The sequence below is a fragment of the Pseudomonas sp. URIL14HWK12:I5 genome, assembly GCF_900176445.1.
GTDB classification, from domain to species: Bacteria; Pseudomonadota; Gammaproteobacteria; order Pseudomonadales; family Pseudomonadaceae; genus Aquipseudomonas; species Aquipseudomonas monteilii.
In genome coordinates this window covers 601,410-613,582 of sequence record NZ_FWXQ01000002.1, presented here as the reverse complement: position 1 = coordinate 613,582, position 12,173 = coordinate 601,410, and the positions used below count along the sequence as shown (strand labels likewise).

Annotated in this window: 10 protein-coding genes; 7 read left to right on the top strand and 3 right to left on the bottom strand. The window is 62.1% G+C overall.

The window, feature by feature from the left end; genetic code table 11:
- Positions 1 to 7 precede the first annotated feature (7 nt).
- From B9A31_RS07490 to B9A31_RS07475, 4 genes are read left to right on the top strand one after another with little or no spacing between them, the layout of a single operon-like run.
- The gene (locus B9A31_RS07490) at positions 8 to 646 is read left to right on the top strand and encodes a peroxiredoxin-like family protein (protein ID WP_084296843.1); all 639 of its coding nucleotides are present in this window, start codon (positions 8 to 10) and stop codon (positions 644 to 646) included.
- Positions 647 to 701: 55 nt separating this feature from the next.
- Entirely contained in the window at positions 702 to 2,366 is a 1,665-nt protein-coding gene (locus tag B9A31_RS07485; protein WP_019099566.1) for an NAD(P)/FAD-dependent oxidoreductase, read from the top strand.
- Positions 2,366 to 3,853 carry an amidase gene (locus tag B9A31_RS07480; protein ID WP_084296842.1) on the top strand — a complete coding sequence of 496 codons (1,488 nt, stop codon included), beginning with the start codon at positions 2,366 to 2,368 and terminating at the stop codon, positions 3,851 to 3,853. Before B9A31_RS07485 ends, B9A31_RS07480 begins: the two co-directional genes overlap by 1 nt.
- Positions 3,854 to 3,876: 23 nt before the next feature.
- A complete protein-coding gene (locus B9A31_RS07475) occupies positions 3,877 to 5,226 on the top strand; it encodes a cation:proton antiporter (protein WP_016713817.1) in 1,350 nt (449 codons plus the stop codon).
- A gap of 2 nt (positions 5,227 to 5,228) precedes the next feature.
- On the opposite strand, the gene B9A31_RS07470 is transcribed toward B9A31_RS07475, so the two are convergent.
- Positions 5,229 to 5,810 (bottom strand): hypothetical protein, encoded by a 582-nt coding sequence (locus B9A31_RS07470; RefSeq protein ID WP_084296841.1) that lies wholly within the window; start codon positions 5,808 to 5,810, stop codon positions 5,229 to 5,231.
- Positions 5,811 to 6,025: 215 nt separating this feature from the next.
- Between B9A31_RS07470 and B9A31_RS07465 the strand changes: the two genes are divergently transcribed.
- On the top strand, positions 6,026 to 8,158 hold the full coding sequence (locus B9A31_RS07465; RefSeq protein WP_178092337.1) for a TonB-dependent receptor: 2,133 nt from the start codon (positions 6,026 to 6,028) through the stop codon (positions 8,156 to 8,158).
- Positions 8,159 to 8,191: 33 nt separating this feature from the next.
- Here B9A31_RS07465 and B9A31_RS07460 read toward each other — a convergent pair whose 3' ends face one another.
- Entirely contained in the window at positions 8,192 to 9,484 is a 1,293-nt protein-coding gene (locus tag B9A31_RS07460; protein ID WP_084296839.1) for a PQQ-dependent sugar dehydrogenase, read from the bottom strand.
- Positions 9,481 to 9,909 (bottom strand): DUF2231 domain-containing protein, encoded by a 429-nt coding sequence (locus tag B9A31_RS07455; RefSeq protein ID WP_019099561.1) that lies wholly within the window; start codon positions 9,907 to 9,909, stop codon positions 9,481 to 9,483. The genes B9A31_RS07460 and B9A31_RS07455 overlap by 4 nt, the downstream gene beginning before the upstream one ends.
- A gap of 162 nt (positions 9,910 to 10,071) precedes the next feature.
- Between B9A31_RS07455 and B9A31_RS07450 the strand changes: the two genes are divergently transcribed.
- Both B9A31_RS07450 and B9A31_RS07445 read left to right on the top strand, forming a co-directional pair.
- A complete protein-coding gene (locus tag B9A31_RS07450; RefSeq protein WP_019099560.1) occupies positions 10,072 to 10,371 on the top strand; it encodes a hypothetical protein in 300 nt (99 codons plus the stop codon).
- A gap of 423 nt (positions 10,372 to 10,794) precedes the next feature.
- Complete coding sequence (locus tag B9A31_RS07445; RefSeq protein ID WP_371059045.1) at positions 10,795 to 12,084, top strand: MFS transporter; 1,290 nt, start codon at positions 10,795 to 10,797, stop codon at positions 12,082 to 12,084.
- The last annotated feature ends 89 nt before the right edge of the window (positions 12,085 to 12,173 follow it).

Here is a 12,173-nt window from a genome sequence, read left to right as displayed (position 1 = left end):
GAGAAGCATGTCACTCAAGGAAAAACTCGACGCCATCAAACAGCAGATGGGCCAACTGCCCGCCGACGTGCTGGAAAAATTCAGCACGTCGCTACAGGCCTTGATCGCACGCCACCCCGAAGCCCATGCGCTGAAAGCCGGCGACCGCGCACCACTGGCCGTGCTGGAGGATGCCGATGGCAAGGCGGTAGACCTGCATGCCTTGCTGGCACGCGGCCCATTGGTGCTGGTTTTCTATCGCGGCCTGTGGTGCCCGTTCTGCAATGCCGCGCTTGGCGAGTACCAGCAGATGGTGGGTGACCTGGCCGTCAGCGGCGCCACCTTGGTGGCTGTCTCCGCCCAGAGCCCTGCCGCCACCCAAAAAACCCGCGAAGCCCTGGGGGTGCGCTATCAACTGTTGAGCGACCCCGGCAACCAGCTGGCACGCCAGTACGGCATCGTCTTCGAACTGGAACCGGAGCTCGAGGCGGTGTACCGCTCACTCGGTGCAGACCTCAAGGCCCTCAATGCCAGCGACGACCTCAGTTTGCCGATGGCCAGCGCATTCGTCATCGGCCAGGACGGCCGCATACGCCGGGCGTTCATCAATGTCGACTATTCTGAGCGCGCCGACCCCCAGGCGCTGATCGAAGCCGCCAGCCACTGAGTGCCACCCCCGGCACCGGGTTTCCCGGTGCCCCACCCCATCACGGACTGATGACATGAAACGTATCGCTATCATGGGGGCCGGCGTGGCCGGCCACCTGGCTGCCCTGTACCTGCGCAAGCGCTTGCCTGGCGTAGAAGTGACGCTGATCGGCCGCCCGGACCGCAAGCGGCCGATCGTCGGTGAGTCGACGGTCGAGCTGACCACGCATTTTTTCAAAGGTATCGGCCTGGGCAGCCTGCTTGAAGAAAAGCACTACCACAAATACGGCCTGACCTATTACCTGAAACTGCGCAACAACCCGGAATGCCGTAACTACGTGGTCCATGAAGCACCTGGGGTGATCCGCATGCCCGCCTACAACCTCAACCGCTTCAGCTTCGACAAAGACCTTCGTGCGATCGTGGCCGACCAGCAGGTGCAATTGATCGAGGCCGACGTGGCTGCGGTCGACCTGCACGAAGGCGAGCATACACGTCACCGCCTGACCCTGCGCAGCGAAGCGCAAACCTGGCAAATGGACGCCGACTGGGTGGTCGACGCCACCGGCCGCAACCGTTTCATGGCCAAGAAGCTGAAGCTGCACAAGGAGCCGACCTACCAGCGCAGCACGTTCTGGTTCCGCCTTCGCCAGTTTGACCGCAACATCCTGCACAGCATCAACACCCACAAGGACAAGCATCACTGTTTCGACCCGTATTACGTCACCCATCACTTCTACGGCAAGGGCTACTGGATCTGGCTCATACCCATGCGCAGCGAAGACGGTGCCGACATGATCAGCATCGGCATTACCTACCGCCCGGACATGATCAACGAACGGATTGGCACGCTGGAAGCCTTCAAGGAAAGGGTCATGGCAGACCACCCGGTGATCACCGAGCTGATGGCCTCGGGCGAAGTCATCGACCAGCACGCCATGTACAACTACATGTACGAGGCCAACCAGTATTACTCCACCGATGGCTGGTTCCTGATCGGTGATGCAGCGTTCACCTTCGACCCGGCCAACAGTGCCGGGCTGGCCTATGTAGCCCAGCAGATACCGCAAGTGGCCGCCATGATCGAGAAAGATATCCAGGGCACGTTGACGCCCGCCTATGTCAATTGCCTGGAATCGCACATCCAGGCGCAACTGGCGCTTCAGGACACCTGGAGCAAGTGGTACGAGGTAATGGACGACCCGTTCCTGATGGGCTGGACGCTGCTGTTCGCCAACATGGCGTACTTCCATGTGGTGTTGCCCATGTATGTCAGCGGCGATTTTCTCGACGGCCATCAGGCCCAGCAATTCGCCGATTTGTTGCCACGCTACACGCGGGACCTGCAGCCATCACCGCTACCCTTTGCCTGCCTGTTACGTGAAGTACGCCGTTCCAATCCGGGCATCAGCCCGCAGATGATCCCCAACCTGTATTCGCGCACTATCAACTTCGCCCTGTACAAGGCCGACAACCAGGCCCGGCCGCGATACGCCGCCAGCTACTTCCTGCGCTCGGCGCTGCTGCGCTTACGCTTGATGCGCATGGTGCGCTGGAGCGTGGCGCCTCGCCACCTGAAACTGCTGGCGCGGCATAGCCTGGGCACGCTGCAGGACTTGGGACGCGCTACCAGCCTGCGGCTGATGCCTTCACTGTTCTACAAGTACGGCGAGGCGCCCGAGCTGCTCAAGTCGCCGTTCGGCAGCGACGGCGGCTTCCTCGACCTGGCGCGCCACTGATGGGCATGCCCATGGCCGATGCCGGCAGCGACGCACTGCTGGCTCATAGCGGTGTGCGCCTGGCTGCCGGGGTCCGTGATGGCACGCTGTCGCCGGTAGCACTGGTCGAACACAGCATCCGCCGCTGCCAAACCGTGCAACGGCGCTGCAACGCGGTGGCAGTGGCGCTGTACGACCAGGCGCGGCGGGCCGCCGAAGTTGCCGAACGCCAGCGAGACCAAGGCGCCCCGCTGGGTCGACTGCATGGCGTGCCCTTCAGCTTCAAGGAGGGCCTGGGGCTGGCCGATGCGCCCAAAACGTGCGGCTCACGCCGCCGACAGCACAAGGTTGCCGGGTTTACCGCCACCGCCGCGCAACGCCTGATCGATGCGGGCGCCATTCCGGTCGCGCTGGGTAACCAGGCCGAGATGGCGCTATGGCCAGAAACCGATAACCCGGTCTACGGCCGCACCAGCAGCCCCTACCGGAACGACCGGAGTGCCGGTGGCAGCAGTGGCGGTGATGCCGTGCTGGTAGCCAGCGCTTGCGTGCCATTCGCACTGGGTACCGACGGCGGTGGTTCGGTGCGAATCCCTGCTGCCTGCAACGGCATTTTCGGCCTCAAGCCGTCACGGGGGTTGGTGCCACTGACCGGGCATCTTCCCTTGGACGAACGCGGCCTGGGGCAGCCGAATGCCATGGCCATCGCCAGGCACTTTGCTGCCGGCCCATTGTGTCGGCATGCCGAAGACCTGCCCGTGCTGCTGGAGATCATTGCCGGGCCTGACCCACTGGACCGCAATATCCTCGACAGCTACGTACACCGCCCGCCGCCTGCAGCATTGCAACGCCTGTACCTGTGCCAGCCCGAACGCCTGGGCTGGGGAAGCCGGATTTCGCCGGCCGTGGCTCTGGCGCTGGATGACGTGGCCCACCACTATCAAAGCCAAGGCACCCATGTCGAGCGCTGGCTACCCCACGCACTGAACGATGCGTTCGCCATCTGGTTGGCCGTGCTCAAGCAGGAAACCGGCGTGCGCCTGGCCGACATTCTCGGTGACGGCCAGCCTGTGGCGCATTTGGCTCATGCCTGGCAAGCACTGCTCGGCCAACCGCAGCATGCCACCGGACCTTGGCTGGCAACCGTGCTCGACAGCCTGGGCGAATGCCTGGGTAACCCCGGCCTTGCAAGGCAGCTACCTAAACGCGATGCCCTGTTACACGCGCTGACCGAACGGCTGGATGGCAACAGTGTACTGGCCCTGCCGGCGTTGCCCGGCACCTCGCCCGAGCATGGCCATGCCCTGCGCTACCCGGGGGATATCGGCTACACCGCGTTGTTCAACGTACTGGGCCTGCCGGCCCTGACGGTACCCATGGGGCGCCTCGATCAAGGCTGCCCGGTGGCCGTGCAGCTGGTGGCCGGCCCCGGCCAGGAGCCTGTGCTGCTCGACGCAGCCCGTTCACTGGAGCTCGCATTCGGTGGCTGGATCGCACCGCCCTTCTGACCCAACACATTCGGGACACCATCATGCCCAATACCCTTCACGCCAGTACCGTGCAGCTCGCGCCAACGGCGCCGGCACAGTCAGCCGTTGGCTCCCAGGCCGAACACCTGACCCTGATGTTTCTGCTGCAGCTCATCGTGATCTTCAGTGTTTCGCGGCTGATCGCCTGGTTCAGTACCCGCCGCTTGGGCCAAACGCCAGTCGCCGGCGAAATCCTTGCCGGGCTGGTGCTAGGCCCAAGCCTGCTCGGCTACTTTTTTCCTGAGCAACTGGCTGCGCTGTTCGTACCGCAAACGGCCACTGCCTTCGTGGTAACAGCACAAATCGGCCTTATCCTGCTGATGTTCCAGGTCGGCCTGGAGTTCGAGTTCGGTGCACACCTCAAGGGCCGCAAGCGTTCGGTCATCATCATCAGCATGGGTGGGCTGCTGGTACCCTTTGCCAGCGGCATGCTCACTGCCGAATACTTCTGGCAGCAAATCAGCGGGGACAGACCGCCCCTGCTGGCGTTCCAGCTGTTCTTCGCCACAGCACTGTCGATTACCGCCCTGCCCATCCTCGGGCGCATCTTCATGGAACTGGGCCTTTCGCGCTCGCGAGTCGCCACCCTTACCATCGGTGCGGCGGCAATAGACGATGTCTGCGGCTGGCTCATCCTTGGTGGCGTTACATCGCTGATCGCCTCGCAGTTCAACCCTTGGGCTTCCTTGGCCAGGGTGCTGGCGCTGGGCTTGTTCATTGTGCTGGTGATCGGCCTGGTGCGACCACTGATCATGCGCTGGATCCTCGGCGACCTGGAGCGCCGACCGCTGACGGCTCAAGGCATATCCCTGATGCTGATCATCCTGCTGGCCAGCGCGACCGTGACCAACCTGATCGGCGTGTTCTCGATCATCGGCGGTTTCATTCTCGGCGTTGCCCTGCACACTGAACGCCGCTTCGTCCAGCAGTGGAATGCCAAGGTCAGTGGCGTGGTCAACGCATTCTTCTTGCCGATATTCTTCGCCTACACCGGCCTGCGCACGGATGTGGGTGCCCTGGAAGGCACGACCGCACTGTGGAATTGCCTGCTGATCTGCCTGGTGGCCTTCGCCAGCAAGTTTTTCGGTGCCTACGGAGCCAGCCGCCTGCTTGGCGAAAACCGCCGTGATGCGGCGCTGATAGGCGTGTGCATGAATACCCGGGCGCTGATGGAGCTGGTCGTGCTGAATGTCGGCTATGACCTGGGCGTACTTCCCAAGGAGTACTTTACCCTGCTGGTGATCATGGCCATCATCAGTACCTTCATCGCCTCGCCCTTGATCCGGCTGCTCACAGCACATGCCCGCCCACCACGTTCGACCTCGGAGGCAACCGAGGTCGGCAGCGGCTGAAATCAGCGTGAGGTTTCGACGCGCAGCACTTCGGTGTAGATCGCGTCGACGGTCTGACCGACCTTGAGGTTTTTCATGCGCGCCTGCAGGTCCGGGTTCTCGACCTTGACCACCTGCAGCTTGCCCTCTGGCGGCAGCAGGCTTACTTCATGCTTGGCGAGGTCAATCTTCTTGATCTGCGAGGTGACCCTGACCTGGCGGAAGGCCTCGCCGCCCGGGTTGGGGTTTTGCGCCGTGGCGCGAATGGTGCCGGACTCCTCACTGGCCTTCGGCGCCCCGCCCACATCCGTGTTGAGCACATAGGCCACGGCACGGGTCACGAAGATGTCGACCTGGTCCCCCACCTTGAGGTTGGGAAGGGCCTTGGCTTTTTCAGTCAGCTGGAACGTCACATCCTTCTTGTTATCTGGGCCCTTCACCGTGACCTGGCGGTTGGCCAGGTCGATGGCGGTGACCTGCGTGGTCACGTGACTTTCCAGCGCCTCGCTGGCAATCGGGATATCTGCAGCGTGCACGGTGAGGCTGGTAGCGGATACCAGCGTGGCCAAAGCAACAGCATGCACAAGTGAGCGGATCGGGTTCATAGGCCTGCTTCCATGTGATCAAGACCGGATAGGGGCGCGAAATGCTCGCGCGCCAACAAGCATAGACCCTGTCGGCCACCCTGCAGGCGCGACGTATTTCGTCCTGTTTTCGTCATGCCAACTCTTGTAATGGCAAATGCGAACTCTTTACACTTGCTTTACATTTACAAATCATTACTATTCGTGACCTTCAAAACAACAAAGAGTCACCTGTAATGGCAAAAAGGTCTGTTGCCCCAGCATCCATTTCCATGCTGGGCCTGCTAGTAGTGCCTGCTGTTCACGCCGCCGTTCAACCCGATGCTCATGGCTCACTCGCCCTGCCTGCCACTGCCGTCACCAGCGCCTACGAGCAACAAAGCTACAAGGCCAGTGATAGCCGCAGCGCCATGAAGATCGACGCCCCCCTGCGCGACATCCCGCAAACCGTCAACGTCGTACCTGAAAGCGTGATCAAGGACCAAGGCGCGCAATCCATGGAAGACGTGCTGAAAAACGTGCCCGGCATCGGCCTGTCCAACGGCGACGGCCAGCGCGACCAGGTGACCATCCGTGGCTTCAGCGCCATTGGTGACATGTACATCGACGGCGTACGGGATGACCCCCTGTACTTCCGCGACCTGTCCAACATCGAGCGTGTCGAGGTCATCAAGGGGCCTGCTGCCGTGCTGTATGGCCGCGGCTCTTCCGGCGGGCTGATCAACAGCATCAGCAAGAAACCGAGCTTTACGCCCAAGCGCGAAGTCGGCATGAGTTTCGACAGCGAAGGCAAGCGCCGCACGCAGTTCGACACCGGCTGGGCCGACCCGCAGGGCAACCAGGCTTACCGTGTGACCGGCGCCTTCGAAGACAGCGACACCTTCCGCGACGATGGCTACATCGACCGCAAGGCCATTGCGCCGTCGGCCTACTTCCGCCTGTCCGACGACCTGGAACTGAACCTGGGCGCCACCTACCTGTACGACAAGCGCCTGATCGACTTCGGCATCCCGGCGCTGGGCAATCGCCCTGTGGATGTGGACCGCGACAAGCGCTTCGGCTCTGGCGACGCCGACCAGGACTACGCCCGCAGCGAAGTGTTCTCGTTGACGGCGAGCCTGGACTACCGCATCAACGACAACTTCACCCTGACCAACACCAGCCGCTACTACCGCTACGACCTGGACCGCAACAACACCCTGGCTGACAGCAGCCCTACACGCTTCGTCACTGCACCCAACGGCGAACTGCTGGTCAAGCTCAACCGCGGTAACGTAGCCCGTGACGAATACGGCGTATTCAACCAGACCGAGCTCAAACAACAGGCGCAACTGGCCGGCATGCAGCACAACCTGCTGTACGGCGTGGAAGTGGGCTTCCAGGACAAGTACCAGCGCGTGTTGAGCCAGAACAACGTGGCCCAGGTGCCGGTGTACCGCGACGCCCTGGTATCGGTACCCGAGCACGCTGCCAACCTCTCCTCCAAAGGCACCAACTTCCAGCAGACCACCGGCCTGTACCTGCAGGACATGATCGAGCTGAACGAGCACTGGAAGGCCTTGGTCGGCGTGCGTTATGACATCTTTGGCCAGGAGTACGACGACGACCGCGTGCAGAACGTCGACCTCGACCGTACCGACAAGACCTGGAGCCCGCGTGCCGGCCTGGTCTACCAGCCAGACGCCATCCAGTCCTACTACGTGTCGGTCAGCCGCAGCTACCAGCCTTCGGGCGAGGTGTTCGCGGTCAGCCCGACCAACCAGCACCTGGAGCCGGAAGAAACCACCAACTACGAAATCGGGGCCAAGTGGGACCTGCTCGACAGCCGCCTGTCGCTGACAGCGGCGGTGTTCCGCCTGGAACGCACCAACATGAAGACCGCCGACCCGGCAAACCCCAACTTGACCGTGCTGGCCGGCGAACAACGCACCGACGGCTTCGAGGCCACCGTCAGCGGGCAGCTTACGGACAAATGGCAGATCTACGCCGGCTACGCCTACCTGGATGCCGAGATCACCAAGTCCAACAGCAAGACCAACGGCGTGGCCGACGAAGGCCAGACCCCTACCCTGACGCCGCGTAACAGCGCCAACGTCTGGCTGGTACGCACCCTGACCCCGGAGTGGCGCGTGGCCGCGGGTGCCAATTACGTGGACGAACGCTACACCGCGCTCGACAACGTGGTGGTGATGCCGGGCTACACCACCTTCGACGCTGCGCTGCTGTACAGCGTGCCGCAGTGGGATGCGGCGCTGCGCCTGAAGAACGCGTTCGACCGGGATTACTATGCCTCGGCACATGGCTCGGTAGACCTGGTTACCCCAGGGGCACCGCGTACGCTTGAGGCAAGCTTCAATTATCGCTTCTGATACCGAACGGGGCGCAAGGCGGCCCCGAAAGGTTCAGCGATTACGCGTCACCCGCCACACCGTATTCGCCAGGTCGTCAGCGATGATCAACGCCCCACGCGGGTCCACCGTTACCCCTACCGGTCGCCCACGGGTCTTGCCATCCTCACCCCGGAAGCCAATGGCGAAGTCGATCGGTTCCCCGGCGGGCTTGCCATCGCGGAACGGCACGAAGATCACCTTGTAGCCCACCGGATTTGGCCGGTTCCAGCTGCCGTGTTCACCCACGAACACACCCTCGGCGAAACGCTCGCCCATGGCCGGTATCGAAAAATCGACACCCAGCGCAGCCACATGCGAGCCAAGGCTGTAATCCGGCTTGATCGCCGCCGCCACTTTGTCCGGGTTCTGCGGCCGTACCCGCTCGTCGACGTTCTGCCCCCAATAGCTGTAAGGCCAACCATAGAAGCCCCCCTCACGCACCGAGGTCAGGTAATCCGGTACCAGATCGGGGCCTAGCTCATCACGCTCGTTGACCACCGCCCACAATTGCCCGGTCTGCGGCTGGATGGTCAAGGCCGTCGGGTTGCGCAAGCCGGTGGCATAAGGACGGTGGGCGCCCGTCTCGGCATCGACCTGCCAGACCATGGCGCGGTCGGCCTCTACCTCCAGGCCACGTTCGGTGATGTTGCTGTTTGAACCAATCCCCACATACAGGTAGCGGCCATCCGGGCTGACCGTCAGCGCCTTGGTCCAATGGTGGTTGATTTCGGCAGGAAGGTCAGTGAGCTTGGCGGGCGCTCCATCAGCCTGGGTCTGGCCGTCCCGGTAGTCGAAGCGCACCAGCGCATCCTGGTTGGCCACGTACAGTTTGCCGTCGGCAAAGGCCAGACCGTAAGGCGCATTGAGGTTTTCCGCAAACACCGTCTGCACCTCATAGGTGCCATCACCGTCGGCATCGCGCAGCAAGGTCAGGCGGTTGCCGCCTTTGACCTGGGTGTTGCCTTTGGCCTTGATCTGGCTGGCGATCACATCCTTGGGCTTGAGCTTGGCTGCACTGCCGCCGCGCCCCTCGGCGATCAGAATGTCACCGTTGGGCAGTACCAGGCTCTGCCGCGGTATCCTCAGGTCGGTAGCGATGGCCGTGATGCTGAAACCTTCCGGCACAGTCGGCTTCTGCTCACCCCAGGCAACCGGCCGGGCAATCTTCATGCTTGGCAGCAAGCTGCGCTCGGGGGCTGGCAACTTCGGGTCCGGGCCCAGCGCCTGGGTCACCTCACCATCGCCGCCGCACGCACTCAACAACAAAGCCACGCCCAACAGGCTCAACGCATGCAAAGGCTTCATGCTGCACCTCCCGAGCGCAGATTGCTCAAGCCGGTCCAGGCAGCGATTACCGCGAGCACCGTGACGATTACCGACAGCACCAGCCCGGATGGCATCACCGCCCAGGCATCCTTGGCATGTTCAAAGGCATTGATCAGGCCCAGCATCCACGTCACCAGCAACAGCACGAAGTACAGTGTGGGTCGCCCACTTTTGCGCTCTGCCCGGATCAGATTGGCCAGCGCGAATAAAAGTGCCAGCCCGCAGAACACCAGCCCACCGGCGATCAACCAGGCGGCGAAGTTGCTCCATTGGATCTGGTAGCTGTTCAGGTAGGCGATGTCGCTTAGCAATGCGCCGAGAAACAGCGGCACACTGCCGGCCAGCAGCAAGGCGTGAAGCGGGCTGGGTGTATAACGACAGAGGGTTTGGTCAGGTGTGGTCACAGTGCCTCCTTTTCATTCAGTGACCCAGGGACTGATGGGCTATTGCCACCAGGCACGCACAGGTTGCGCTAAGCAAAGGAGCCCTGGGGTGGCGCGATAGTTCACCGTTTCGCTGGAATGAAATATCCTGCAAGCTATTTGGCTCGTGCCCCAGGAGCAGTCATGATTAGCAAAATGAAAGACGGGCACGCCCCCTTTGCACTGACCACCCTGCTCGCCTTTTGCCTGGCACTCACTGCTGGCTGCTCCAGCAAAAACAGCCAGGCACGCTATGCAGCTTCTACCGTAGGCTCAAACTGCTTTGCCAAAGCAGTCCCCTCAACCGGAGAAGGCGGTTTGGCGTGGGGGAATACCCTGAGCATTGCCCGGCAGAAATCGCTGAACAACTGCGTGCGCTATGCCGCCCGGTCAGGAGGCACGCCTAGAACGTGTCAAGTGGTGATGGCCAAGTGCAAGAACTAAGTGTTTATGCACTACAAATAAAAACGGAAATTTCCTACAAATATAAACAGGCTGCCTTACTGCAATAAGCGCCACATCTATCCGACTCAAAATCCGACGCCACCGCCCCCTGCTGCCTTCGAAGAAGCCCCTGCTAGACTCAACAAAAGGAAGCGCAAAGTCGAGGGTGACCCGGGTTGGCTCATTGACTGACTACGACTACCAGCACGTTAGCCACTCTCTTTTGCACCTCGCAACAGTTCGATAACCGAACAGTAGCCCGTCTCGTGAATTGACGCTGCCATCTTCACTGCGCACCATGCACCGGCCTTGCGTGCCCCCTGCCTGGGAACCGGCCACGTATCCGTCGTACCGCAGCTGAATACAATTTCAAGAAACGAGCAGTTTATGAACCACTCCAAGATCACCCCCGCCGCACCCCGGATGCACCCGGGTTCGATCGGCGACAAGCTTCGCGGCGCGTTCGGCGTCGGCAAAACCCGTTGGGGCATGCTTGCCCTGGTGTTCTTCGCCACCACCCTGAACTACATCGACCGTGCCGCGCTCGGCATCATGCAACCCGTGCTGGCCAAGGAAATGAGCTGGACGGCGATGGACTACGCCAACATCAACTTCTGGTTCCAGGTCGGCTACGCGATCGGCTTTCTGCTGCAGGGCCGGCTGATCGACAAGGTGGGGGTAAAACGCGCCTTCTTCTTCGCCGTGCTGCTGTGGAGCCTGGCCACCGGTGCTCATGGCCTGGCGACCTCGGCCGCCGGCTTCATGGTCTGCCGCTTCATCCTGGGCCTGACCGAGGCCGCCAACTACCCCGCCTGCGTCAAGACTGTACGGCTGTGGTTCCCGGCGGGTGAGCGGGCGATTGCCACCGGGCTGTTCAACGCCGGCACCAACGTCGGCGCCATGGTTACCCCGGCCCTGCTACCGCTGATTCTGGCCGTGTGGGGCTGGCAGGCCGCATTCATCGCCATGGGTAGCCTGGGCCTGGTGTGGGTGGTGCTGTGGCTGCTGAAGTACTACAACCCTGAAGACCACCCCAGCGTGCGCCAGAGCGAGGTGCAGTACATCCAGCAGGATGACGAGCCCGAGCCGACCCGCGTGCCGTTCAGCCGTATCCTGCGCCTGCGCGGGACCTGGGCTTTTGCGGTGGCCTATGCGATTACCGCGCCGGTGTTCTGGTTTTACCTGTATTGGCTGCCGCCGTTTCTTAACCAGCAGTACAGCCTGGGCATCAACGTGACCCAGATGGGTATCCCGCTGATCATCATCTGGCTGACGGCGGACTTTGGCAGCATCGGCGGCGGCATTCTGTCGTCGTGGCTGATCGGACGCGGCGTGCGTGCCACCACGGCGCGGCTGGTATCCATGTTGATCTTTGCCTGCACCATGCTCAGCGTCATCTTTGCCGCCAACGCCAGTGGCCTGTGGGTCGCGGTGGCGGCCATCTCGCTGGCCGTGGGCGCGCACCAGGCGTGGACGGCGAATATCTGGAGCCTGGTGATGGACTATACGCCAAAGCACCTGGTGAGCACGGTGTTCGGCTTTGGCAGCATGTGTGCGGCAATTGGCGGAATGTTCATGACGCAGATCGTCGGTAGCGTGCTGACCGCTACCCACAACAACTATGCCGTGCTGTTTACCATGATTCCGGCCATGTACTTCCTGGCGCTGGTGTGGATGTACTTCATGGCACCGCGCAAGGTCGAAAGCGCCTGAGTGCGCTAGTCACTTTCCTCTACGGGGCCCTTGCGGGCCCTTTTTTTAGTCTTGTGATCAGGCCGTGACAGCGCGCCGTCTGTGTGAGC

Bases quoted from the DNA above. Each gene is read 5' to 3' on its own strand.
- B9A31_RS07490 (WP_084296843.1), top strand. From the start codon at position 8: ATGTCACTCAAGGAAAAACTCGACGCCATCAAACAGCAGATGGGCCAA.
- B9A31_RS07485 (WP_019099566.1), top strand. From the start codon at position 702: ATGAAACGTATCGCTATCATGGGGGCCGGCGTGGCCGGCCACCTGGCT.
- B9A31_RS07480 (WP_084296842.1), top strand. From the start codon at position 2,366: ATGGGCATGCCCATGGCCGATGCCGGCAGCGACGCACTGCTGGCTCAT.
- B9A31_RS07475 (WP_016713817.1), top strand. From the start codon at position 3,877: ATGCCCAATACCCTTCACGCCAGTACCGTGCAGCTCGCGCCAACGGCG.
- B9A31_RS07470 (WP_084296841.1), bottom strand. From the start codon at position 5,810: ATGAACCCGATCCGCTCACTTGTGCATGCTGTTGCTTTGGCCACGCTG.
- B9A31_RS07465 (WP_178092337.1), top strand. From the start codon at position 6,026: ATGGCAAAAAGGTCTGTTGCCCCAGCATCCATTTCCATGCTGGGCCTG.
- B9A31_RS07460 (WP_084296839.1), bottom strand. From the start codon at position 9,484: ATGAAGCCTTTGCATGCGTTGAGCCTGTTGGGCGTGGCTTTGTTGTTG.
- B9A31_RS07450 (WP_019099560.1), top strand. From the start codon at position 10,072: ATGATTAGCAAAATGAAAGACGGGCACGCCCCCTTTGCACTGACCACC.
- B9A31_RS07445 (WP_371059045.1), top strand. From the start codon at position 10,795: ATGCACCCGGGTTCGATCGGCGACAAGCTTCGCGGCGCGTTCGGCGTC.